Origin of the sequence: Azonexus sp. (assembly GCF_049652925.1) — a bacterium.
In the GTDB taxonomy this organism is placed as follows: Bacteria; Pseudomonadota; Gammaproteobacteria; order Burkholderiales; family Rhodocyclaceae; genus Azonexus.
In genome coordinates, this window is sequence record NZ_JBASFI010000012.1 from 61274 (window position 1) to 84015 (window position 22742).

Genomic DNA, 22742 nt, shown 5'->3' on the forward strand with positions numbered 1-22742 from the left:
GCGCGCTTGTAAAGGGACTGAAACCTTGGCGTGTTTCAATGCCGGCCCTTTCACGCTCTCAACATTGTTTCCAGATGCTGCCATTCAAAGCCGTTCGCACGCTGCTCCTGATCGTTGCATGTTCATCCCTGGCCTTGTCACACGGCGTGTTGGCGGCTGGAAAAGAGAACGGGGCCGGGCTGGTTGCCGGCGATATCGTCAGCGCCGGTCGCCTGCGCATGCAGTCGCAGCGCCTGGCCAAGCTTTACCAGCAGGCCGGCATGGGCCTGAACGCGGCGCAGTCCAGGCAGCTGATCGACGGGGCGACGAGCGAGATCGATGTCGAATTCGGTCGCCTCGGGGCTTCTGTGAAGAAGCCGAATGTCCGGCGGGTGCTGACACGTTGCGATGCGCTCTGGCAGGAAATGCGCGCAGCCTTGAAACTGGCGCCCGGCCCGGCCAGCACTGAGCGGGTCAATCAACTGGCCGACGAACTGATGATCCATACCGGCAAGCTGAGCATGCTCATCGAAGCCGAGGGGGAAACGCCGGTCGGTCGCCTGATTGACCTCTCCTCGCGCCTCAACATGCTGTCGCAGCGTCTGGCCCGGCTCTACCTGCTGGCCCAGGGTGGCAATCTCTCGCAAGGGGTGGTTGTAGACATCGAGCAGGCACGCAAGGAATTTTCGACCGGCCTCAGCGAACTCGATACGGCCCGCGAAAACTCACCAGCCAGCCGCGACGCCATCGGCCTGGCCAAAAATCAATGGATATTTTTCGATAGCGCCATCAACCGGTTGAGCGTTGCCGATCGCGGCGATGGCAAGGCCGTGCAGAACGTTGCGACGAGCAGCGAAAGGATCGCCCAGGTGCTCGATCTGGCCAGTGCCCAGTACGCCCGGGACTACAACGAGGCTACGCGCCTGCTTCGCTGAAACTGATCAGATCGACCTCGGCCGCTTCCATGCGCAGCGGAATGAGTGCCTGATAGGCCGCCGAGTTGAACCAGCCGTTGGCTGCTTCGGCATTCGGAAAGCGGATGACGACCGTATCGCTGTGGTGATGCTCACCGCATAATACGGCCAGTGTCTCACCGCGAAAAACCAGTTCGGCCTGCCACGGGGCCAATGTTGCCGGTACTTGGCTGCGGTAGTTGGCCCATTTGTCGGCATCCTTGACGGTGATGTGACCGATCACGACATTCATGACTATTCCCAAGTGCTGGTTGAATTGGCCAGGCTACGCAGCAAATCATCGTCTTTGATGCGCACGGCGATGCCGCTGCCGTGCGGCGCGACCACTGCCGGGAAGGCCAGCGCCTGCCAGACCCGCGCTTCAACGATGGCGTTCGCCCCCATGCCCTTTGCCTGTTCGGCCAGAAGTTTGGTTGCCTTGCCTGTGCCGCCGGGCCAGCGCGACTGAACGTAGAGCGCGCCAAGCGGCTCGTATTCACCCTGGGCCGGCAGAGCGCTCGTAGTAACGAGCACCTTGGCATCGAGGGGGCTTGCGCTTGAGCCTTTCGGAAACGGTGTGACCCAGGGATTGCCGTAGGTCGCCCTGACCGGGTCGAGCAGGATCGATTGCGCCGTGGCAGGCAAGCCTGAGACCACCAGCGTGATCATCAGGCAAAGGCGAGTCAGGACGGCGCTGGTCATATGCGCGGAGCTCAGATCAGCCCGAGGCTTTCCTCAACGCCCAGATGCACGTTCATCGCCTGGACGGCGGCACCCGAGGCACCCTTGCCGAGGTTGTCGAGGCGGGCGATGAGCAGCATGCGCTCATCGTTGCCGAAGACAGCGATATCGACGCGGTTGGTGTCGTTGTTGGCTTCAACGTTGTAGAAACCGCCATCGGTGGTCGCTTCGAGATCGACCGGCAGGACGCGGATGAAGGGCTCGTCAGCGTAGTAGTCGGCGATGATCTTCTGCACATCGGCCGGCGTCGCCTGGCGCGTGAATTGCTGCGGGTGAATGTAGGCGGTGACGGCCAGACCCTTGTAGAACGGCCCGACGATGGGCTGGAAGATCGGTGCCACGGTCAACCCGGTATACGCCTGCATTTCCGGCAGATGCTTGTGGGCCAGGGTAAGGCCGTAGGGGCGCGGGGCATCGATACGTTCCGGGCTCTGGTACTGGGCGATCATCGACTTGCCGCCACCGGAATAACCGGTGATGGAATTGGCCGCGATCTGCGTGGCGGCAGGCAGCAGGCCGGCCGCCACGAGCGGACGCAGGGCCAGGATGAAGGCGCTGGCGTGGCAGCCGGGGTTGGCGATGCGCTTGCTGGCGCGGATTTTCGCGCGCTGGCCCGGCGCCAGTTCAGGCAGGCCGAAGGTCCAGTCCGGATTGATACGATGCGCCGTTGAGGCATCGATGATGCAGGTGTTCGGATTGTCCACCAGCGTTACCGACTCCTTGGCCGCCTCGTCCGGCAGGCAGAGGAAGGTGACGTCGGATTCGTTGATCAGCCGCTTGCGCTCGGCCAGATCCTTGCGCTTGTCGGCGTCGATCTTGAGCAGCACGACATCGCTGCGCTTGGCGAGGTATTCATTGATCTGCAGGCCGGTCGTGCCTTCCTGGCCGTCGACAAAAACGTTGTAGGTCATGGCGGGATGCTGGGATTGGTTGTTCAAGGTTTGAATTCTGGCAGATATTTGGTGCTTGCGGACAGCCGTTGGGATTGGGATGTCGTTCATGGATATTTGATTTACATAATATGGCAGCGAAATGGCATAATTCGTTCAATTGCTACCAAGGGGAAATTATGAACAAACTTGCAGTTCTGGCACTTGCATTCTCTGCGGCGTTCAGCGGCCAAGCGATGGCCGCTGTTGGTGCGCCGGTTGTTACCATCGATGCCTTCGAGGCGGATGTATTGTCTCTCGTCAATATTGAACGTGCCAAAGAAGGCTTGTCGGCCCTGGCGTTTGACGTTCGCCTGCAGGCTGCTGCCGAGGCTCATTCGCTCGATATGGCGACCAATTCCTGCTTCCAGCATAATAGTTGCGATGGCACAGACTGGGCGACCCGGATTTTTAGCTATTACCCGTCTGGTGGTATCGGTGAAAACGTTGCAGCCGGCTATTTGACACCGGACGCGGTTGTCAACGCGTGGATGGGTAGTGATGGGCACAGGATGAATATTCTCAATGCTTCTTATCAGGGCATCGGCATCGGCTACGTCTATTCACCCGGTTCTGTCTATCCTACCTACTGGACTCAGGATTTCGGCACGCTTGTCGCTATGCCGGTTCCAGAGCCGGAAAGCTATGCCATGCTGCTGGCCGGCCTGAGTCTGCTGGGCGCTGTCGCCCGGCGTCGTGCTAGATGAGTATTTCATAAGTATGGAAAACGGGCGCTAATGGCGCCCGTTTTCATTTCTTCTCCTTGCTGGATGAAGCGCAAGCTAGCTATAAATACCAGTTATGAAAAATTGGTGACATTAAGGCTATAGCGAACGGTCAGCGTCCGAGTTTTTGCTTGATGGCGGCGAGGGCCATTTGTGCTGCGCGTTCGCCCTCGATCATGGCGTCGTTGCGCGCCGTGAAGTCCCAGGATTTTACGTAGGGCAGCTTTGGCCGGATGACGATATCGGCACCGCGCAGCTCGTTGGTGCCGATCGCGCTGCCCATGATGGTCGTCGTCTGCCAGATGATGGCGGTCATGCTGTCGACCGGCTGGCCTTCGGCTCTGGCCGAGATATCGACGGCGATGACGAAGTCAGCGCCCATTTCGCGCGCTGCCAGCACCGGGATCGGGCTGGTCAGCCCGCCATCAACATAGCTCTTGCCGCGAAACTGGGTCGGTTGAAAGATGCCCGGCACGGCCGCCGAGGCGCGCACAGCCATGCCGGTGTCGCCGGTCCGGAAAACAACACGTTCGCCGCTGTTGAGGTCGGTGGCTACGGTTGCGAAGGGCTTGCCGAGTTTTTCCAGCGGACGATTGTGCAGGTGCTGGTTGATGAAGTCCTGCAAGGCTTCGCCCTTGAGCAAGCCGCGCCCGCCCAGCGTCCAGTCGGCGAAGATTTTTTCGTCGAGCTGCTGGGCGATCTTCTGCATGGCGAAGGCGTCGTAGCCGGCCGCATAGAGCGAACCGACGACCGCGCCGGCACTGGTACCGACCACGTAGTCCGGAACGATGCCGTGCGATTCGAGCATCTTGATCACGCCGATATGGGCAAACCCCCGCGCCGCGCCGCCGCCGAGGGCGAGTCCGATTTTCGGGCGGGGAGGGGCCGCCGGCTTGGTAGGCTGGAGGATGGAACAACCACCGAGCAAGAGCAGGCTGGCGCTCAGCAGGCGACGGCGGTTGGCAAAGCAGAGAGGCGTGGTTGGATTGGGCATTTTGTTGGCGGAGCGGGCAGCTTCGATCTGTTTCCTGGTATTGCGACGACAAAGGCTGGAGTTTACTGGCACATGCGACGGATTTCGTCTTCCTTGATTGCTTCTTCGATTTGCATCAGCACGGCATCGACGTCGGCAAGGCTTTCGTCGAGTTCCACCTGGCCCGTCAAAACCTGATCCGGCTGGAGCAAACCGCCCTCGTAGAGCGCCCATATTTCCTTGCCGTACTGGCTATCGGCCAAAGAGGGGGCAAAGGCGCTGAAATAGCTGCGCAGATTGTTGACGTCGCGTTCAAGCATTTCGGCTGCGGTGCTGTTAGCGGCCGCATCGATGGCTTGCGGCAGGTCGATGATGACCGGCCCGTTTTCATCGACGAGGATGTTGTATTCCGAAAGGTCGCCGTGAATGATCCCGGCGCACAGCATACGCACCACCTGGTTGACCAGCATGGCGTGAAACTCGAGTGCCACCGCTTCGCTCAGGGCGACATCGTTCAGCCGCGGGGCCGCGCCGCCATCGGCATCGACCACCAGATCCATGAGCAGCACACCATCGAAGCAGATATAGGGCTGCGGCACGCGAACACCGGCGGCGGCCAGGCGATACAGCGCGTCGACCTCGGCGTTCTGCCAGACCTCTTCCTGCATCTGGCGCCCGTAGCGGCTGCCTTTTTCCATGGCCCGTGCCTGCCGGCTGTTCTTGACCTTGCGGCCTTCCTGGTAGGAGGTCGCCTTGCGGAAGCTGCGCTGCTTGGCGTCTTTGTAAACCTTGGCGCAACGAATGTGCTCGCCGCAACGCACGATATAGACGGTCGCTTCCTTGCCGCTCATCAACTGCCCGATCACCTCGTCTACAAGGCCTTCTTCAACGAGCGTGGTGAGTCTTTTCGGGGTTTTCATGAACTGTTTTGATTTTCTGGCGTGGGCCAACTAAGCGGTGGAAATGACTGGTGCGGCCTCTGCCAGCGTATTGCTACGGGACGAAAACCATCCCGAAAACGCCGATTGAAGTGACTTTTTCGTTGACCGTCGTGTAGGACGCGACGCCAAGCGAATGGTACTGGGAAACGAACGAAGTCAGATGACCGATGCCCAGAACGCGCTCGACCTGGCTCCGCTCGGCGATGGCTGTCTTGATCTTGTCGCGATGCTTTTCTGCCGAGGGGTTGAGGGCAAATGCGAGGGCAATGGCGAGGGCAACTGCAATGAGCGTCTTCATTGATTTCAGCATGTGTTGCTCCTGAGCAAGGTTTGGTGGCGCTGCCGGAGCCTGGCAATCAATACCACTCCAGCAAGGAAACACCGACGCCGTAATAATTGGCGCGGTGGTTGTAGTCGATCATGCTTTCACCGTAGCCGGTGAACCATTGCAGGTGACCGCGCAGGCTGCCGGAAAGCGGGAAGGCGTAGTCGAGCTGTAGGGCGCCGTGATTGTTGCCGCCGTCTTGCAGGCTATGGCGCAGGAGCAGGGAAAACTGTTGCTTGCCCCAGATTCTGACGATTTGCAGATCGGCCCGGCCGAGATAGTTCGAAATGTCCGGGTTGTCGTCTTGTTCACCGGCTTCCGGAATGCGCCACCAAGGGCGGAAAGTGGCTGTCCAGTAACCGTTTTCCAGGGCTATGCCGGCAATTACGCGGTTCCAGCTACGCGATAATGGTAGCGAACGGCCGTTAGACTGATGGTTGACACCGAGAGACAGGTAGCGGGCCCGCCAGCCGCCGAGTGTGTAATCGGTACGCCAGACCAGCATGACTTCGGGCTCGTGGTTGGTTTCCCGGAACGGGCGCGAAGAGCCGGCCGAATAGACCTGCCAGCGCGAAGACTGGGTGTAGCCGAACCAGAGATCGCCATTGTTGCCGAACAAATCTTCAGCCAGTTTTGTCTTCAGGCTGATCTGCAGTTTGGCTTCGTCGCTGGCCTGCTCGGTGTCGGTAGTGCTGGTGTGTCCGACAGCAGGCGATGCGGGAAAAGGGTTGGTGCGGCTGGTATGGAAGCCGGGCAGGATATAGACCGGCTTGTAGGGACGAATGCGCAGCTTGTGGCCGCGCTTGTCGGCGTCGAGTTCCCAGGCCGTTCCGAGCAGCGAGTCGCTGGCAACAGGGTCTTTCGGGTTGGCGGTGGCCGGCGTTTCCGGAGACTTGGCTGTCGGTTTTTCTTGCGGCGCGGCGGCTGGCGGACTCGCCAATGCGTCGTAACAGGTCAGACGGTTTGCGGGATCGGCGATGCGCCGGCAATCGTCGAGCGACTGGCTGTTGGCGACCAGCGGCAGGGATGCGCACAAGAGTAGGGCGGATACCTGCAGCTTCATGTCCAGTATCAGACGTCGGCCTCGACCAGGCCACCGTCCTTTTCCATCCAGGCCCGGCGGCCGGCCGCTTCGCCCTTGCCCATGAGCAGGGTGAAGGTGGCGGTCATTTGCTTGATGGTTTCGCGGCTGGCCTGGAAGGGGACGAGGCGGCGGGTGTCCGGGCACAAAGTGGTTTCCCAGAGCTGATCCGGGTTCATTTCGCCGAGGCCCTTGAAGCGGGAGACGGTGATCTTGTTTTCCGAAACGCCTTCGTCGCGCAGCTTTTGCAGCGTCTGCAGCTTTTCGGCTTCGTCGAGGCAATAGACCTTGCGTGTGTGGCCGCGGGCTTCGACGTCGACTCTAAATAGCGGTGGCTGGGCGACGTGGATGTGGCCGCGCTCGACGAGGGCCGGGAAGTGCTTGAGGAAGAGCGTGAACAGCAGCACCTGGATGTGCGAGCCATCGACGTCGGCGTCGGACATGACGATGATCCGGCCGTAGCGCAGGCCGGAGACATCGACGGTGTCGATCTGCTCTATGCCGTGCGGATCGACGCCGACCGCCACGGAAATGTCGTGCACTTCGTTGTTCTTGAATAGCTGGTCGCGGTCGACTTCCCAAGTGTTGAGCACCTTGCCACGTAGCGGCAGGACGGCCTGGGTTTCTTTGTCGCGGCCCTGCTTGGCCGAGCCGCCGGCCGAGTCGCCCTCGACGAGGAATACTTCGTTGCGGGCGATGTCGTCGGATTCGCAGTCGGTCAGCTTGCCGGGCAGGGTGGCGATGCCCGACGATTTCTTCTTCTCGACCTTCTGGGTCGATTTCATGCGGTTCTGCGCCGCCTTGACGGCCAGTTCGGCGATCTTTTTGCCGAAATCGGCGTGGCTGTTGAGCCACAGCTCGAAGGGGTCGCGCACCATCTGGGTGACCAGCTTGTAGGCGTCGCGGCTGGTCAGCTTTTCCTTGGTCTGGCCCTGGAATTGCGGGTCGAGCACCTTGGCCGAGAGCAGGTAGGTCATGCGGCCGCAGACGTCTTCCTGCGCCAGCTTGACCTTGGCCGGCAGGATGGCGTGGTGTTCGGCGAAGGTCTTGACCGCCTCGAAGATCCCGGCTTTGAGGCCGGCTTCGTGGGTGCCGCCATCGAGCGTCGGGATCAGGTTAACGTAGCTTTCCGGCTTGCCGCCGCCTTCCTCGAACCAGGCCATGGCAAAGGTGGCGCCTTCGCCGACAGCAAAACCGTTGGCGCTTTCAACATATTTCTCGCCTACGAAAATCGGCGCTACCGGCGTGCCGACCATCATTTCGTTGAGGTAGTCGGCCATGCCGTTCTGGTAGCACCAGGTTTTCTTTTCCTGGCCTTCGATGTCGAGTTCGACCGTGACGTTCGGCATCAATACGGCCTTCGAGCGCAGCAGGTGCTCGAGTTGGGCCAAGTTGATCTTGGGCGAATCGAAATACTTGGGGTCGGGCTGGATGCGCACCGTGGTGCCGGTGTTGCGCTGGCCGCAATCGCCGATGCGGCTCAACGGTTCGGTGACGAAACCGGCACCGAAGGCGATGTGATGGACGCTGCCACCGCGCTTGATCTCGACTTCAAGCCGGATCGACAGCGCATTGGTCACCGAGACGCCGACGCCGTGCAGGCCGCCCGAGAAGCGGTAGGCGTTGCCCGATTCGGTCTTGTTGAACTTGCCGCCGGCGTGCAGCTTGCAGAAAACCAGTTCGACCGCCGGCCGGCCTTCTTCCGGGTGGATTTCGACCGGAATGCCGCGGCCGTTGTCGCTGACTTCGATGACACCATCGGCGCGGATGGCAACCGAAATTTTCTTGGCGTAGCCGGCCAGCGCCTCGTCGGCGGCATTGTCGATGACTTCCTGGACGATGTGGGTCGGGCAGGTCGTCCTGGTGTACATCCCGGGACGTTCCTTGACGGGTTCCAGGTCTTTCAGGACACGGATGGAGGAGGCGGAGTATTCAGACATTCGCTTTGAATTTTGGGCAAAAAAGGCGGTCGACCGTGGAAGGCATTGCGGGCAGGATTCTAGCCGTTTTCTGGACAAGCGCACGGCTTATGCGCCATGGCATAATTGCAATTCCCTCTGGATTTGCCGAGGAGACTTTCATGGAAAATAAAATGTCCGAAGCCACACAGCAGCAGCGTCGCGCTGATCGCCGCGTCTGCACGCACATTTCGCCGCCGCCGTATGAGACCCGCGATGGTCGGGTGATGACCGACCGCCGTTCGGCCATCGATCGGCGAGCTTCGTGGATTCGCGAATTTTCGCTCGATAGTTTTAACGGCCGGGAATCCTGATGGCCGGTGCCAGCCTGCTCGTCCTGATCGACGACATTGCCACGATTCTCGACGATGTGGCCGTATTGACCAAGGTAGCTGCCAAGAAAACAGCCGGCGTGCTGGGCGACGATCTGGCGCTCAATGCGCAGCAGGTCGCCGGCGTGGCGGCTGAACGCGAATTGCCGGTGGTCTGGGCGGTCTGTGTCGGTTCGCTGAAAAACAAGTTGATCCTCGTGCCGGCGGCCCTGGCGATCAGCGCTTTCATACCGTGGGCCGTAACTCCCTTGCTCATGATCGGCGGCATTTACCTGTGCCTCGAGGGGGTCGAGAAACTGGCCCACCCCTGGCTGCATAGTGCGGACGAGGACGCAGCTCACCATGCCGAGGAACTGGCCGCGGTAGCCGATGAAACGGTCGATATGGCGGCTTTCGAGGCGGAAAAGATCAAGGGCGCCATTCGCACCGATTTCGTCCTGTCGGCCGAAATCATTGTTATCGCGCTGGGCACCGTCGCAGCGCAGCCCTTCACCACGCAATTGACCGTGCTGGCCGGGATCGGGCTGATCATGACCATCGGTGTTTATGGAATCGTCGCCGGCATCGTCAAGATGGACGACGTTGGCGCCTGGCTGCTGCTCAAGGGACACGGCGTCATGAAAGTCATCGGCAAGGGCTTGTTGCTGGCGGCGCCGAAACTCATGAAGCTGCTGACCATCGTCGGCACGGCAGCGATGTTTCTGGTTGGCGGCGGCATCCTTTCGCACGGTATTCCGCCGGTCCACCATGGCATCGAACAGGTGGCTGAAATGGCCGGGATGATGAGCGGCGTTGTTTCGATGTCGCTCGATGCGGTCGTTGGCGTCGTTGCCGGCGCCGTCGCCTTGCTCGGCATGCTGGCGTTTTCGGCCGTACGCGCGAAATTCAAGGGAGTTGAGGCATGAGCAAGGCGCTGCGTCTGTCGGAAAAGTGGTTTCGTTTCGGGCTGTGGATCGTCGCCTTCGTTTTTGCCAGCTTCCTGATCGGGCTGGGCGGGACGATTGTCGAGAACCTGCCGAAGGTCGAGCACCGCGTCACGCTCGACGATTTCATCGACCAGCAGGCCGCCGCGCCGCTGCGCGCCGAACTCAAGGCGATGCAGGAAAAACGCCAGGTGGCGCAGGATGCCCACGATCAGGCGCAACTGAAACTCAATGGCGCCCGTGCCAACTCGGCTGCTGCCCGTGACACCTTCAATAACTGGCTGGCGACGCGGCACGCCACCAAGCGCCCGGAGCAGGACGCCGAACTGATAGCACGCACGCAGGCGCTTGATGAGCTCAAGATTCTCGAACGCAAGGCGCTGTCGAATGTCGAGCGCGAGCAGCAAGATTTACTCGACGCCCGTCAGGCCGAAGACCGCGCACAGCGCGATCTGCGCGAACTGGAACGCTCCGCCTCTGAAAAGCTGTTCGCCGAGCAGCGCAGCCAGGAATTGCGCGTTTTCGGCTATCGCCTAGCGCTGACTTTGCCGCTGCTAGTCATCGCTGGCTGGCTCTTCGCCAAAAAGCGCCAGAGCACATGGTGGCCGTTCGTCTGGGGTTTCATATACTTCGCGCTGTTCGCCTTCTTCGTTGAGCTCGTGCCTTACCTGCCAAGCTACGGTGGCTACGTGCGCTACGCGGTCGGTATCGTCATCACCGTGCTGGTCGGCCGCTACGCCATCATCGCGCTGAATCGCTACCTCGAAAAACAGAAGCAGGCCGAGGCCATGCCCGATGTCGAGCGCCGCAAGGAACTGAGCTACGACACGGCGCTGGCCCGGCTGGCCAAGAAAGTCTGCCCTGGCTGCGAGCGGCCGGTCGATCTGACCAACACCGCCATCGATTTCTGCCCGCATTGCGGCATCTGCCTGTTCGACCATTGTGGTCGCTGCCAGGAGCGCAAGAGCGCCTTCGCGCATTTCTGCCACGCCTGCGGTGCGGCGGCTCAGGGCGGCGCCGGCTGATTTTTTGCCCGCCGGTCGGCTTCCACGGTCAACCGGGAAAAACGCCCAAAATTGAAATCCTGGCCGGACGCTTACAAGTCGTAACAAAACGACGTCGGTTCCTTGCAGCCGTCCTGCGTTATTCACTTACTACCCCACCAAAGGAGATAAGTGATGAAAAGAATTATTGCCGGCCTGCTTGTTGCGATTACGCTCAGCGGCTGCTTCCCGATATTCGTCCCGGTTGGCCACCACGGTCACCATGGCCATTACGGCCACCGCCGGTAAGTGGAAAAGTCGTCAAATGGCCAGCCTTGACGGGCTGGCCATTGCACAATGCGCTTTAAATCGGCACCACATTCAAGCCGCCGTTGCCGAAACTCTCCGGATTGGCACCACCAACGAAAAGTTTGAAATCGTTGTCGGCGAAATTGCCGATGACCTTGGCCTGCCTGGCCAGCAGTAGCCCGACGTTGCCTTGCGGTTCCAGCGTGTTGCCGTTGAAGGCACAATTGAATCCCGGATAGTGATCTTCCTCGCTGTCGATGCGATTGTTGGTGACCTGCAGGTTGTGCCAGACAGGGATGCTTCCCTGGGCGCTGTCGATCACCTTGGCCCAGGCTTTGCCGCTGATCCGCAGGCCCTGAAGCTCGTTTCGTTCAACGACCAGAGTGCCGCTGTCATCGAAAGTCACGGCCCCTGCCTTGAGTGCCGCGCTCAGGCGTTGCAACTGGTCGGTGTTGATGTCGGGCAAGTCGTCGGACTCGCCGAACAGTGTGATCCGGCCACGCACCCGGTTGTTGATCAGGCTGGCATCATCGGTGTCGTCGAGCGCCAGCGCAAAGGCCGGGGTGGCGGCACGCAGGGCGTCGGCGAGTTGATCGAGGGCCTTGCTCAGGCCGGCCGCCGTTGAATTCCGGCTGACGACGACGCGCAGGTTGTTGAGGCTGGTCTGTTCGCGGCTACTGAGGTTCACCAGGTCATTGCTGCGCAGGAGGGTGCTGATCTCGGCCGCCATTTTCTTGCGGTCTGCCGCGCTGAGGGCGGCGATGGCTTCGGAGGCCTCGTTCAGGCTGCCATCAAGAATGGCGGTGGGGCCGAAGGCATTCCTGTTCGCGGCGAGGCTGGGGACGCGCTGGAGAACGAAATCCAGTTTTTCGTTGTTGTTCTCTGTAGCAAGGGCGAAAACGGTACAGTCTTCAATCAGTAGACGCGCGCTACCGGCAATTTGCAGCAAGCTGTTGCCGGTCGTTGATGTACCAAAGAACTCCACATGGCTGAAGTTGATGTTGTGGCATTTCAGGAAGGTGAAATTGCTTTCGCTCCCCCAGTTCACCAGGGTGAAGTCCTTCAAACTCAGCGACCCGAAGGCGTCGAACTTGAACTCTTGCTGCTTGAGGACCAGTCGGCTGGCCGGGCCGGCGCCGTGGATGCAGATGTGGTGGCGTGACGTCCCGGTCAGGCTGAGGTCGTCGGCCAACCGGTGGTTCCCGGGTAGCAGGCAAATGCAGATGTCGCGGCGGTCTTCAGTGATCAGGGCGCGCAGGGCGCCATCTAGCGTCTCGTATTCGCCAGTCAGGCCGACCGTGACGCAACAACCACCGTCACCCAGCGGGCGCTTGCACAGCGTGTCGATGGCGTCCTGCACGGTGTAGGCCTCGGCCGCCACCAGGTCAGGGCAAGCGGTGGGGTCGTAGGCGACGCCGCTAGCCAGCGCCAATTGGGCGCTGAAATGCACCGGAAGATAACGCCCGGCCACGATCTGGCCGGCAACCAGCAACTCGGCCGTGGCGTGCTGGACGGGTTTGGCCGGATCGGAGTCGAGTGACCAGGCGATGCTGGCAACCCCGTCAGCCAGCGTATCGACCTCCTGAATTTTCGTCCCATTGGGCAACAGTCCATCGCTTGCCGTGAAGCGGACCCGCGCCCCGACGACCGGGAACTGGCCGTTGGCGACGCCGACCTGCAGCGGGCTGGGCAGCGCGACCAGGGCCGGCGTGTTGGACGGATTGGTCTTGATGCTCTGGCCGTCGCCGCCGACGTAATGGAGCTGGGTCAGCTCGGTCAGGCTGGGGAAAAGCGGGCGGCAGTCCGCTTTGAGGATCCAGGCGCCAGCCTTGAATTCGAGCAGGGCCAGGCGGGCGAAAGCGCGTAAAACACCGGCCGGCGAGAGAAAGGCCGGCTTGCCATTTTCCTGCGGCCATTCGATGGCCGCCGTGGCAGTGCGGGCGGGAATCAGCCAGTAGTCGCCAATCCGGTAGCGGCCTGGCGCGAACTTGAGTTCAATGCCGTCCTGCGCCAGTTCCTCCCAGCCGGTAGCCGAGTTGATGGCCGAGGGGCTGATCTCGGCCATGCCATCCCAGCGCCGGACACGTGGATTGCGTGGGAACATAGCCTGGTCCAGGGCATGGCCGATCAGCTTGGTCAGGTCGACGGTGACGACATTGCCTTCGGTGCGGATGACCGGCACGAGCGGGCCGGGCTGGCCGAGCAGCTCGTGCGTGTCGTCGTAAAACTCGACCCAGCAACCGGCGGTGATGGCCAACACATCATCGCGGCCGATGCTGGCAACCTCGAATTCGTTGGCAATCGGGTCGTTGAGCCAGCGGACGACCCGGCTGGCCAGGCTGCCGTTGTCGCGCGACCACTTGTAGCGGGCCTTGCCGGTGACGCTCGCATCGTCGTGAATCTCGACGCGGTAGAGATGGTTTTCGAGCAAGCGGTAGCCGGCTTCCGGCGGCAACTGGCAGGGCGTCTTGGGTGGGATGCTGGCTTCGGCCCGGGCAGCGAGACGGCCATCGGGTGCCGCGGTCAACGTGCTCCAGGCGGCAATATTCGACAGGCAGGTGAGCGGCGCATCGAGTTCGCCGGCGCGCAGTAGCTTGACCTGCCAGACGGTTTTCTCACGGGTGCAGGTATCGGGCCCGCCGAGCGCCACTTCGCGCATGCTCGTGTCGTCCACCGGCAGATCGAGCGGGCTCAGATGGCGCTGCCAGGCTTCGAGGTAGGCGAGATAGGTGCCGTCAGGCGGGGCCACGGCGTTGCCGGCACTGAAGACGACGACGCCGGTAATGCTCGCCGCCGTGACGCCGACGGGCGGCAGTGGCAGCAGCGAAGCACCCGCCGGCAGCACTGGAGAAGCGGTGTCGGGCAGGTCGGGCTGGTCGGCGACCGTCGTGGCGGCCGTGTTTTCGCAGAGCAGACCATCGACGTAGAGGCGTCCGGCCGAGATGCCCAGATCGGTGCCGGCCGGCGTCAGGCCGAAGCCGGGATTGTCGATGGGCACGGCAACCGGCCCGAGGCTGTCGCGCGTCTCGATCTCGATACGATGGTTGAGGATGTCCTGCTGCTCGTTGAAATCGGCGTCTAGCTGCACGCGGCCCTGTTGCATCCGCACGCTGCGGTAGCGTCTGGCCTTGTCGAAGGTGGCGCGGCTGAGGTCGGCTTTCATTGTGTCTCTCCCGGTTTTTGTCTAGTGGGGCTAATTGACGAAAATCGCGGCCGTTTCGAGGCCGAAACGCAGGTATTCGTCCAGCGCCAGCGCCAGATTGGCTTCGCGCTGCGGTTGCTGGAGCAGGTTCCAGACACCCATCTCGGCACCGTTGTCGGAGCCGGTCCGGATTTCCGGGGCGGTGGTTCGCGTCAGCTGGCCGTAGGCCGGCGTGTTGAAGCGGGTGCTGGTGAAAGCGGGCGTGACACGCGTTGCTTCGCGGGCGGCGTCGGCGGTAGGTAAATCGGTCATGACCAGATCTGGCTGGCAGCGATGGCGGCGCGGCGTCACGGACTTTGGCGGCAGGTAGCTGTAGCGGACACAGCCTTCCTGGCGGCGGGCGATGGTGACCAGTCCGTCGAACAGGCAGTTGCTGGCCTCCAGCCGGCCGGCCGCCGTCGTTCCGAGCAGGGTGCAGGCGATGACGGTGAGCGGGCTGTCATCGACATCGAGCGCGATGTTGCCGCCTTCGCCATCGATCAGGCAGTCGCGCAGCGCGACGGCGGCGAGTGGCCGGTTGCAGCGTAGCGGGCCGCTCAGGCAGCGGTACAGGCTCAGCGTGAGGTCGGTGCCGGTTCCTGTGTGGGCGATACCGCCTTTGGACGGTACCAGGCTGCAATGGCGCAGGGTGACGGCGTGCAACGCGCCTTGCAGATTCAGGGCGCCGTCGAGCAACAGGCCGCCCAGGCTGAGCCGCGTGCTGGCGTTTCCTTGCAGCGAAAAGTCGCCGACCAGCACCGGGCGCCGGCCGGGTGCGGCCTGGATGGCAAGGTGGCTGTCGGGCAGGTCGAGTACGGGCGCGACGGCTTCGGTTGCATCGGTGTTGAGGACGAGCAGCGTGCGTTTTCCGGCGACGACGCGGTTCACCGCATCAGCCGGGTTGGCCGGGGCGTTGAAGGCCGAGGCGAGGGTGGGCGTCGCGGCGTTGGGAATGTGGATGACGACGTCGAAATCGGCCGCTGCGGGCAGGGCAGCCAGCGGATCGTTGTCGCCCGGGCCGGGGCGCTGGTCGTAGGGGCCGGCCCCGATGTCGCCGGGGAAACCGTAGGCGTAGCTGACTTCGACACTGGTCGCGGTGACGCCTTCAGGCAGGGCCAGGCGACCGCGCCGTGGGTCGATACCGACCAATATGCCGCCGGCGGCCGGGAAAGTCATGTCCGGTCGGCCGGCCTTGCGGGCGGCGACGGTGAGCGTGGCTGGCGGGTGACGCCAGTCTTCCGGCACCACCGTGGGAATCGGGCTGAGGTCGCAGATCACCAGGTGTTCGACCGGCACTTCGCTGTCGTCGATCCAGACGCGCAGCACCGGGCCGCCGCCGGCTTCGGCGAAATACTGGTCGTCGGGGTCTTCGCCGTCTGTCAGGGCTTGTCGGCGGGCTTCGAGTTCGGCGTGCAGGTCGCGCCAGTGCAGCACTTCCGGGACGTTGATTGGTTCGGCCAGATGGCTGATGTCCGTCTCGGTGCGTGGCCGGTTGAACAGCGGCTGGTCGAGGCCGAGCGGGTCGAAGGTGTAGAAGCCAGGCCGCGTCGTCGCCGGGCGGGCGGTGGCGCGCTGCACCGGGTAGGCTTGCAGGCGCCAGAGGAAAAGGCCGACATTCGGCAGGTTGTAGCGGCCGGCCGGCAGGGCGCGGATGTCTGCAGTGTGCGCTTCGCTGCCGAATGGGCCGTCGATGCGGTCAAGCGGCCGTGCCTGCCGGAGATCCGGCGTGCGCAGGGAATGCGGCCGCAGATGATTCAAATATTGGGTAGTCGATACCCGTTCGAAGAACTCGACGGCACGGGCGCGCCAGCCGGTGGTGTCGAAGGCCAGTTCTTCAAGAACGAGCGCCGTGCCCTTGCGCCGGCGCAGGCGCAGGGTGTTGGCGACCAGTGCGCGCGGACCGAAAGCGGCGGTGCCACCGACCGGATAGAGGGCGCGCACGCCGAGCAGGTCGCCGATATAGGGCACTACCCAGTCTTCGCAGGTTTCGATGAAGGCGTTGTCGTAGAGCCGTTCGATATCGGCTTCGACGAGCGCGCCCTGGCGGGCGATGACGCCGAGCAGGGCGCGCAGCGGGTCGCCCGCTTCGGCGTCGCGCTCGCGGTAGAAGGCGGGCAGTAGGCTGAGCAGGATATCGGCGTCGAGTTTCATGACGTGCGCTCCGTGAGGGTGACGGCCGCTGGGTCGATCAGCATCAGGTCGGCTGGTTGCAGGCTGTTGCCCTGCCAGCGGGCGCTACGGGCCGGGATGCTGCCATCGGGGCCGTTCGAGGTGAGGACGGTGAGTCCCGATTCGACTTGAATCAGTTTGTCGAGATCGGCGCCGATGACGCCGGCGACGCCTTGCAGCGCAGCCAGCACCTCGCTGCCGGTAACCGGCTGGCCAAAGGCGCGGGCGGCGAAACCGAAGGCTGTTTCGAGCACTTTGCCGGCGGCGGCAAGAACTTTCTCGGCTTCGTAGTCCGGCGCAATCCACAGCCCGGCGGTCAGGCCGAAGCGCAGGTCGCGGCTGGGGCTCACGCGCAGCGGCTGGTAGGGCGGCCGGGCGCCATCGATGGCGGCGAGCAGGTTGCGGTAGAGCGCGGCATTCGGATCGAGCGGGGCGCCGTCGGTGCCGGCGACGGTCAGGTGGACCATGCGCTGTTCGCCGTCCCACAGCCAGACGGCCTGGGCCTTGCCGATGCCGGTGAAGGCGGCGGCGAAATCCTCGAAGTCGCGCAGCGAGACGATGCGGTCGAGTGTGCGGACGCGCAGCGGGGCGTTGCGCCGGGCTTCGTCGCCGGCTTCGGCATTGGTGCCGCCGCTGGCTGCGACCGGGTTGGTGACGGCTTTGAGGCCGGGCGGCCGGGAGAGCAGCATGCTGATCTGCTCGGCCTTGACGTTGCCGGCCGTCCCGAGGCCGACGCGATAGCGCGCTTCGACATTGCCGCTGCCGGTGGGTAGGCGGGTGCCGTGCACGCCGTCGCCGAACTGCACGGTGGCGCTGCCGTTTTCGGCGAGCTTGACGGTGTAGGCGCGCTCGGTCGGGCCGGGCGCGGTGAAGTGCGGCGCTTCCTGCCAGAGCAGGCCATCGACGCGGATTTCCAGCGTGCTTGCCGTGCCGCTCGGCGTCGCTGCGGTGATGTAGGTCAGCGGCCCCTGGCGCAGAGCGAAACGTTGCAGGCTGCGGCTGCCGTCGCCGCTGCCCAGGGGCTCGGGTTGAATGCGCATCTGCTTGCTGTCGCCGGCGCTGGCCGGGGCAAGGTTGACGTTGATGCGGACGGTGGACGGCAGGTAGGCGTGCGTCAGATCGCTGTCGAGCAGCAGCTGGGTGTGGCCGTTGCTGCTGTCGTTGTGCTGGATGCGGACGATTTCGGCGGTCGGAGCGAGTGCCACGGTCAACCGGAAAAAATCCTCAAATTCGAAATCGGCGGTTTTGCGGTCGCGGGCGATGCGGATGGATGCCAGCGGGTCGCCTTTCTTTAGCCGGCTCAGTGCCTTGGCATTGGCCGGAACATCGGCCAGAACGAGGCCGGAGATGGCTATCCAGCGGCCCTCCGGCAGATCCGGCTCGTAGCCGGCGAGGTCAATCAGGTGGCCTTGCAGGAACCCGGAGAGCGGCCGGGTGGCCCAGTCGAGCGGCTCCGACTGGCCGAAGGCCGTCGTGCTGCGGACATGGTCGTTGAAGGTGTCGCGCAGGTTTTCGCCGCTTAGCGTCAGGCGGGTGGCGGTGGCCGAGACGGTGAAGTCGGCTCGGGCGTCGTCCTCGGTGCTGACGATGCGATAGACCTCTTCGTAATTCGGGATGGACATCACGGCCCAGCCGTCGGCCAGCCATTTCGGGTAGCTGGCGTCGAGGTGAATGGTATGGATATCGCGCGGATAGAGGCGGGTGGCAGGGATGACGGCTCTGGCGACGCCGGGGCCGGACCATTCCAGTTTGCAGGCGGCAGCCCCGCCGTTCTCGTAATACTCGAGCCGGATGTCGTGCTTGTGATTGGCTTGCAGACGGGCCGACCCGGTGCGTTCGGTGAAGCCCTGATCGATCCAGAAATCGATGACGAGTTCGCCATCGATCCACAGCCGCAAGCCGTCGTCGGAAGTAACGAAAAAGTTGAACTGGCCGCTGCTCGGCGCTTCCACCCAACCGGACCAGCGCACCGAGAAATGGTCAGCCGGCACGGCTGGATCGGGGCTGCCGATGCTCCAGTCGAAATTCACGGTGGCATCGGTACGGCTCAGGATCGCTTCGCGGAATCCCTTGCCACGATAGTACTGGCCAAGCAGCCCGGTACCGCTGGCGTTGCCGGCCGGTGGATCGGAAATGTCGGCCAGCGTGAAGCCTGGCCATTCCGGATGCTGGCTGATCGGCGGCTTGGCGTCGTCGGCCATGCCCAGGTAGGTGGCGCGAAGGTTGGCCGGCATCGCCCGCCAGTCGGGGGCATTGTGGCCGAACAGGTGGGCGCGGGCGCGCAGGGCGTAGCAGCGCGGATTGGTGCGGGCCGGATGGACGCCATGCCAGGGTTTGCCAAGGCCGCGATCGAGCGTGACGACGGTGTAGCCGATGTCCTTCGGGTCGCTCGGGTCGGCCGGCAGCACTTCGCGCAGGCGGGTGACGCGGCGGAAATCCCAGTTTTCGTTTCCGGGGTCTTTGCTGCGTTCGTCGCCGACAATGAGCAGGGCGTCGCCCGCTTGCAGCCGGGTCGCGGTGCCGGCCAGATAAATGGTGCGCAGGCCCATGCGCGGCGACACGGTTTCGGCGGCGAGCACGGGCAGCGCGTTCCAGCGGACCTTGGCGTCGATCGCTTCGAGCGTCTCGAAGGTCTGCGCCGTTTCGTCCTGGCCGGGCACGCTCTGGGCCCGGGCGCCGATGTCGATGCGGGTTTCGAGCGGGGCGCCGGGCGCGGTTTCGAGTGTGAAGGCGAGCCAGGTCGAGGCCGCCACGCCGGGGCGCAGTTCGTAGCCGATGGCGCGGGCCAGTTCGAGGACCGAGCGGCGTTCGGTGGCGGTGCGCAGGTAGTTTTCGTTGCCGATGCGCTCCTGGTAGAAACTCAGCACATCAAGCACGGCGGCCCAGCTGTCGAGCAGGGCGATGGCCGGGTCGTCGCTGGCGCGGGTGGTCAGATTTTCGAGGGCGGGCTCGTCGGCGAGGTCGGCCAGCATGCTCTGCCGGAAGCGGCCATGGGTGCCGACGCGCAGTGCCAACGCTGGTTGGCCGGGGGGCTGGATTTCATCGACTGGCGTCAGCGGCGTGACGCCGGCACAGCAGCCGCAATTGTCGGAAGTGCTCATGATCCGCCCTCCACAATGAAGCTGATCTGGCCGTTTTCAGGGAAATTGAGGTCGCCGTCGGCGCGCAGGACTTCGAGCTGATCGGCGGTGATGACGCCAGCCGCCAGTTCGCCCTTGGCGCTGCGCCCCCAGCGTTGGAAGCGGCGGATGTCGACCGAGGCGACACCGGCCACGGCCATGGCCCGGGCGACGACGGCGGACAAATAGAGTGGCGTGCCGAAGGTGAAGCCGTCGGGGTGGAAGAAGCCGGGCCGGCCATGGCGGTCGACGCCGGCGGTGAAGGCTTCGAGCAGGGCGGCTTTGACGTCGGCCGCGAAGTAGCCGCTGGCGACGCAGATCTGCAGCTGGATATCGAGCGGGACATGCACCGGATCGGCGAATTCGAAGTCGTAGCCGGCCAGCCGGAAACGTTCGAGGAAGGCGCGCATGGTCGCTTTGAATGCGGCGTCGACTGGCTTGCCGGCGCGGCGGTCGAGCATCAGAAAAACGGTGTACCAACTGCCGGTCCAGCGCAGGCGGGCAGCGGCCCGTTGCACATCGGGATGGCGCTCGGCGGCGCGGGCGTAGTCGTCGGTGGTGACGGCACGCTCCTGCGTACGGAAGGCTTCCGGGGCGTTTAGGCGGATGGCGTCGAGCGTTTCCGGCTCGGCGCCGCCGACGGCTGGCAAGGGGTTGCGCAGGGACTGGATGCCCAGCATCAGGTTGGCATCGTCGCTGATCAGGGCGCTGATCGCCTCGGCACCGACGTTGCCTTGCGGGCCGCCGCCCAGCCGGTAGCGGGCGAGCAGGCGTTGGCCGGTGATCGGCGCGGCGCCGAACTGGTTGTCGCCGAAACGCAGCCAGGCGCTGCCATCGTTTTCGGTTTCGACGACGAATTCGCGGGCGAAACGCTCGCTGCCGAGCAGATCGCGTTCCGGTGTCCACGGCGTTTCATTCGGGTCGGGCTGGTCGCCGAACAGGCTGGAATCGTCAGCCAGCAGCATCATGTCGGCAGGCCGTGCCCGGCGGGGCTCCTGCGTGAGGACGCGGCTGGTCGAGAGCGGCTGCTGGTCGTTGGTCGCTACGTCGTGATCGTAGGGCTCGGCGAAAGCGAGGCCGGATTCCTTCAGGCGCGGCCGGTAGGGCAGGCGCAGGGCCGCCGCTCCGCCATCGCCCACCTCGGGCGGTTCCAGCGTTTGCCAGGGCCGGGTCAGGCCGTGGTCGGCCAGCACGACATTGCCGCGGGCGACGGCGATGGCCTGCTTGACGAGGGCGCCGCCGATCTCGAATTCGTGGCTGACGCAGAGTGGGAAGGGCAGTGCATCTTCGTTGTGCCAGTTGATGAGCAGCAGGTCAGTGTTGGTCAGGTCGTCGTGGCCGGGGCTGACGGCGGTCAGGCGCACCGGGTGGCGATGGCTGGCATCGAGATCGGCAACTTTGCCGGTGGTCGGGCTAAGGACTTCTTCGAGGATCAGCACGTCGCCGGCGGCCAGCGCTAGGGCCGGCGTGTTGACCAGGGCCGCCGCCGTCGTACCGCGTGGCAGGCAGTAGGCCGGGTCGGCAAAGTCGTGGATGGCGATTTCGCTGTGGGCGGCGTGCAGGACCTGATCGTGCAGGGTTTCGAAGACTTCGATGCCAGGCAGCGGCAACTGGTCGAGCAAGTCCGTGCGGCGGACCGGGTCGCCGGTGCCAGCCGCGGCGAGCAGCGCGGTGCCGGCCGGGATGGTTTTTGCCTCGGCATCAGCGTCGACCGTAGCAGTCACGAAAACCCGGGCATTGCAGCCATCGTGCAGCGGGTAGTCGAGCAGCCGGGCATGGCGGCGCAGCGAGGTACGGCGGCGGGCGGTGCCAAGGTAGGCTTCGGTGGCTGCGGAATCCTGCGTGTAGGAAAGATGGTCGCCAACATAGGCCAGCGTCTCGACCAGAGCCACCGTGAAGTCGGCCGGGCTGCGTTCGGCAAAGCCGGGCACCAGTTGCGACATGCGGTCGAGCATGAGGCGGCGGAAACTGTCATAGTCCTTGGCCAGATAGTCGAGGCGCGGCTCGGGCGGCGTCACCGGCGGGCAATCCTGAATGTCGGCGCAGTCGAATTCGGAGGGGCAGCCTGCCTTGAAATTGATGCGGATGGTGGACAGGCAGATGTCGAAGCCGGGGGCCGGTGCTTCGGCGTCGGCCGGGTCGATCAGGCTCAAGGTGTACCACGAGAAATCGCCAGCCTGTTCGACCTTGAGGCGGATTTCCCGGCCGTTGATGACCGGTTCGGCAGCCAGTTTTATGCCGGTAACCCGTACTCCGCCGTCGATATGGACATTGGCGCAGCTGATGCCGCTGACCGGATGGACGCAGACGACGCGCAGGCTGCGCTGGTCGAGCGAGGTGATCTCGACGAAATCGATGCCGTTCTTGCCGACCGGGTTCTGGTCGCGCAGCAGTTGCAGGCGGCGCGGGTTGTCGCTGCGGAACTGGCGATTCATGGGGCGCCCCTGGTGAAGCGGGTCAGCCGGCGTTCCTGGCCGCGGCGGACGACGTACTGGACGTCGACGGCAAGGGTGCCTTCGTCGTGCTCGACATTGACGCCTTCGACCACGATGCGGTCGCCCAGCCATTGTTGCAGGGCGCTGTGCACCGTCATCTGGACGGCGGCGGCCAGCGTGTCGCTGTTGGGCGCGAAGACCAGTTGCAGCAGTCCGCAGCCGAAATCGGGCCGATTGACGCGTTCGCCGGGGACGGTGAACAGCACCTGTTCGATCATGTCGCGCAGATGGGCGTCGTTGTCGGCCTCGCCGCTGCGGCCGCGCTGATCGGGCTGGAATGGGAAATGGAGGCTCATCTCAGGTTCCCATCACGCGAGTTTGCGTCACGGCGACTGTCATCGGCGTGCCGGTCGGCGTGCAGATGGACGGCGACGCCTGAAGCAGGGCCGGCTGGCCGCCGATCAAAACGCGGGTGGCACCCATCAGCCACTGGCCGGTGACGCAGGGGCCATTGCCGGCGGTCGGTGGCGGCATGGCGCAGCCGGCGATCATGTAGGGTGGGCCCATTGTCGTGGCCGGCTGGCCGGAGAGCAGGACGCGCGGGTTGGGCGCGCTGGGCGTGGCCTGGCCGCCGTGGGCACAGAGGACGGTGGCGCCGAGGTGGAGGATGAATCCGGGCATGGTCG

20 protein-coding genes are annotated in these 22742 nt (G+C 63.8%); 6 read left to right on the top strand and 14 right to left on the bottom strand.

All coding sequences use genetic code 11. The features are described 5' to 3' along the window. Positions 1-74: 74 nt before the first annotated feature. Positions 75-914 carry a type IV pili methyl-accepting chemotaxis transducer N-terminal domain-containing protein gene (locus WBK19_RS04445; RefSeq protein WP_511287323.1) on the top strand — a complete coding sequence of 280 codons (840 nt, stop codon included), beginning with the start codon at positions 75-77 and terminating at the stop codon, positions 912-914. Here WBK19_RS04445 and WBK19_RS04450 read toward each other — a convergent pair. From WBK19_RS04450 to argC, 3 genes are read right to left on the bottom strand one after another with little or no spacing between them, the layout of a single operon-like run. Beyond that, positions 895-1185 (bottom strand): DUF1330 domain-containing protein, encoded by a 291-nt coding sequence (locus WBK19_RS04450; protein ID WP_511287325.1) that lies wholly within the window; start codon positions 1183-1185, stop codon positions 895-897. The two genes, WBK19_RS04445 and WBK19_RS04450, sit on opposite strands and share 20 nt — an antisense overlap. Positions 1186-1187: 2 nt before the next feature. Beyond that, entirely contained in the window at positions 1188-1634 is a 447-nt protein-coding gene (locus tag WBK19_RS04455) for a hypothetical protein (RefSeq protein WP_511287327.1), read from the bottom strand. An 11-nt stretch (positions 1635-1645) separates the two neighbouring features. Next, positions 1646-2584, bottom strand: a complete 939-nt coding sequence (gene argC / locus WBK19_RS04460) for an N-acetyl-gamma-glutamyl-phosphate reductase (RefSeq protein WP_511287329.1) — start codon at positions 2582-2584, stop codon at positions 1646-1648. 158 nt (positions 2585-2742) lie between these two features. On the opposite strand from argC, the gene WBK19_RS04465 reads away from it, so the two are divergent. Beyond that, positions 2743-3309, top strand: coding sequence for a CAP domain-containing protein (locus WBK19_RS04465; RefSeq protein WP_511287331.1), 567 nt, complete (start codon positions 2743-2745; stop codon positions 3307-3309). Between the two features lie 130 nt (positions 3310-3439). On the opposite strand, the gene WBK19_RS04470 is transcribed toward WBK19_RS04465, so the two are convergent. From WBK19_RS04470 to parE, 5 genes are all read right to left on the bottom strand, one after another. Then, the gene (locus WBK19_RS04470) at positions 3440-4321 is read right to left on the bottom strand and encodes a patatin-like phospholipase family protein (RefSeq protein WP_511287332.1); all 882 of its coding nucleotides are present in this window, start codon (positions 4319-4321) and stop codon (positions 3440-3442) included. Between the two features lie 62 nt (positions 4322-4383). After that, entirely contained in the window at positions 4384-5220 is an 837-nt protein-coding gene (locus tag WBK19_RS04475) for a PA4780 family RIO1-like protein kinase (RefSeq protein WP_511287334.1), read from the bottom strand. A 73-nt stretch (positions 5221-5293) separates the two neighbouring features. Continuing rightward, entirely contained in the window at positions 5294-5551 is a 258-nt protein-coding gene (locus WBK19_RS04480) for a hypothetical protein (protein ID WP_511287336.1), read from the bottom strand. 46 nt (positions 5552-5597) lie between these two features. Continuing rightward, a complete protein-coding gene (locus WBK19_RS04485; protein ID WP_511287338.1) occupies positions 5598-6629 on the bottom strand; it encodes a phospholipase A in 1032 nt (343 codons plus the stop codon). Positions 6630-6637: 8 nt separating this feature from the next. Continuing rightward, the gene (parE, locus tag WBK19_RS04490; RefSeq protein ID WP_511287340.1) at positions 6638-8587 is read right to left on the bottom strand and encodes a DNA topoisomerase IV subunit B; all 1950 of its coding nucleotides are present in this window, start codon (positions 8585-8587) and stop codon (positions 6638-6640) included. Positions 8588-8727: 140 nt separating this feature from the next. Here parE and WBK19_RS04495 point away from each other — a divergent pair, with 140 nt between their 5' ends. The 4 genes from WBK19_RS04495 (at position 8728) to WBK19_RS04510 (ending at position 11152) form a co-directional block, all read left to right on the top strand. Then, positions 8728-8919, top strand: coding sequence for a hypothetical protein (locus WBK19_RS04495; RefSeq protein WP_511287342.1), 192 nt, complete (start codon positions 8728-8730; stop codon positions 8917-8919). After that, positions 8919-9842, top strand: coding sequence for a DUF808 domain-containing protein (locus WBK19_RS04500; RefSeq protein WP_511287344.1), 924 nt, complete (start codon positions 8919-8921; stop codon positions 9840-9842). Before WBK19_RS04495 ends, WBK19_RS04500 begins: the two co-directional genes overlap by 1 nt. Next, the gene (locus WBK19_RS04505) at positions 9839-10885 is read left to right on the top strand and encodes a serine endopeptidase (RefSeq protein ID WP_511287346.1); all 1047 of its coding nucleotides are present in this window, start codon (positions 9839-9841) and stop codon (positions 10883-10885) included. The genes WBK19_RS04500 and WBK19_RS04505 overlap by 4 nt, the downstream gene beginning before the upstream one ends. Before the next feature lie 153 nt (positions 10886-11038). Further along, the gene (locus tag WBK19_RS04510) at positions 11039-11152 is read left to right on the top strand and encodes a lipoprotein (RefSeq protein ID WP_511287348.1); all 114 of its coding nucleotides are present in this window, start codon (positions 11039-11041) and stop codon (positions 11150-11152) included. A 55-nt stretch (positions 11153-11207) separates the two neighbouring features. Here the strand turns inward: WBK19_RS04510 and WBK19_RS04515 are convergent, their stop codons facing one another. From WBK19_RS04515 to WBK19_RS04540, 6 genes are read right to left on the bottom strand one after another with little or no spacing between them, the layout of a single operon-like run. Then, complete coding sequence (locus tag WBK19_RS04515) at positions 11208-14315, bottom strand: DUF6519 domain-containing protein (RefSeq protein WP_511287350.1); 3108 nt, start codon at positions 14313-14315, stop codon at positions 11208-11210. Positions 14316-14345: 30 nt separating this feature from the next. Further along, positions 14346-16484 (bottom strand): hypothetical protein, encoded by a 2139-nt coding sequence (locus tag WBK19_RS04520; protein WP_511287352.1) that lies wholly within the window; start codon positions 16482-16484, stop codon positions 14346-14348. Then, positions 16481-19603, bottom strand: a complete 3123-nt coding sequence (locus WBK19_RS04525) for a putative baseplate assembly protein (RefSeq protein ID WP_511287354.1) — start codon at positions 19601-19603, stop codon at positions 16481-16483. Before WBK19_RS04525 ends, WBK19_RS04520 begins: the two co-directional genes overlap by 4 nt. Beyond that, positions 19600-22056, bottom strand: coding sequence for a putative baseplate assembly protein (locus WBK19_RS04530; RefSeq protein WP_511287356.1), 2457 nt, complete (start codon positions 22054-22056; stop codon positions 19600-19602). Before WBK19_RS04530 ends, WBK19_RS04525 begins: the two co-directional genes overlap by 4 nt. Further along, entirely contained in the window at positions 22053-22412 is a 360-nt protein-coding gene (locus WBK19_RS04535) for a GPW/gp25 family protein (protein WP_511287358.1), read from the bottom strand. Before WBK19_RS04535 ends, WBK19_RS04530 begins: the two co-directional genes overlap by 4 nt. Before the next feature lies 1 nt (position 22413). Next, positions 22414-22737, bottom strand: coding sequence for a hypothetical protein (locus WBK19_RS04540; RefSeq protein WP_511287360.1), 324 nt, complete (start codon positions 22735-22737; stop codon positions 22414-22416). Positions 22738-22742: the final 5 nt, after the last annotated feature.

Excerpts from the sequence above, each read along its gene's own strand:
- WBK19_RS04445 (WP_511287323.1), top strand. The coding sequence starts at position 75 with ATGCTGCCATTCAAAGCCGTTCGCACGCTGCTCCTGATCGTTGCATGT.
- WBK19_RS04450 (WP_511287325.1), bottom strand. The coding sequence starts at position 1,185 with ATGAATGTCGTGATCGGTCACATCACCGTCAAGGATGCCGACAAATGG.
- WBK19_RS04455 (WP_511287327.1), bottom strand. The coding sequence starts at position 1,634 with ATGACCAGCGCCGTCCTGACTCGCCTTTGCCTGATGATCACGCTGGTG.
- argC (WP_511287329.1), bottom strand. The coding sequence starts at position 2,584 with ATGACCTACAACGTTTTTGTCGACGGCCAGGAAGGCACGACCGGCCTG.
- WBK19_RS04465 (WP_511287331.1), top strand. The coding sequence starts at position 2,743 with ATGAACAAACTTGCAGTTCTGGCACTTGCATTCTCTGCGGCGTTCAGC.
- WBK19_RS04470 (WP_511287332.1), bottom strand. The coding sequence starts at position 4,321 with ATGCCCAATCCAACCACGCCTCTCTGCTTTGCCAACCGCCGTCGCCTG.
- WBK19_RS04475 (WP_511287334.1), bottom strand. The coding sequence starts at position 5,220 with ATGAAAACCCCGAAAAGACTCACCACGCTCGTTGAAGAAGGCCTTGTA.
- WBK19_RS04480 (WP_511287336.1), bottom strand. The coding sequence starts at position 5,551 with ATGCTGAAATCAATGAAGACGCTCATTGCAGTTGCCCTCGCCATTGCC.
- WBK19_RS04485 (WP_511287338.1), bottom strand. The coding sequence starts at position 6,629 with ATGAAGCTGCAGGTATCCGCCCTACTCTTGTGCGCATCCCTGCCGCTG.
- parE (WP_511287340.1), bottom strand. The coding sequence starts at position 8,587 with ATGTCTGAATACTCCGCCTCCTCCATCCGTGTCCTGAAAGACCTGGAA.
- WBK19_RS04495 (WP_511287342.1), top strand. The coding sequence starts at position 8,728 with ATGGAAAATAAAATGTCCGAAGCCACACAGCAGCAGCGTCGCGCTGAT.
- WBK19_RS04500 (WP_511287344.1), top strand. The coding sequence starts at position 8,919 with ATGGCCGGTGCCAGCCTGCTCGTCCTGATCGACGACATTGCCACGATT.
- WBK19_RS04505 (WP_511287346.1), top strand. The coding sequence starts at position 9,839 with ATGAGCAAGGCGCTGCGTCTGTCGGAAAAGTGGTTTCGTTTCGGGCTG.
- WBK19_RS04510 (WP_511287348.1), top strand. The coding sequence starts at position 11,039 with ATGAAAAGAATTATTGCCGGCCTGCTTGTTGCGATTACGCTCAGCGGC.
- WBK19_RS04515 (WP_511287350.1), bottom strand. The coding sequence starts at position 14,315 with ATGAAAGCCGACCTCAGCCGCGCCACCTTCGACAAGGCCAGACGCTAC.
- WBK19_RS04520 (WP_511287352.1), bottom strand. The coding sequence starts at position 16,484 with ATGAAACTCGACGCCGATATCCTGCTCAGCCTACTGCCCGCCTTCTAC.
- WBK19_RS04525 (WP_511287354.1), bottom strand. The coding sequence starts at position 19,603 with ATGAGCACTTCCGACAATTGCGGCTGCTGTGCCGGCGTCACGCCGCTG.
- WBK19_RS04530 (WP_511287356.1), bottom strand. The coding sequence starts at position 22,056 with ATGAATCGCCAGTTCCGCAGCGACAACCCGCGCCGCCTGCAACTGCTG.
- WBK19_RS04535 (WP_511287358.1), bottom strand. The coding sequence starts at position 22,412 with ATGAGCCTCCATTTCCCATTCCAGCCCGATCAGCGCGGCCGCAGCGGC.
- WBK19_RS04540 (WP_511287360.1), bottom strand. The coding sequence starts at position 22,737 with ATGCCCGGATTCATCCTCCACCTCGGCGCCACCGTCCTCTGTGCCCAC.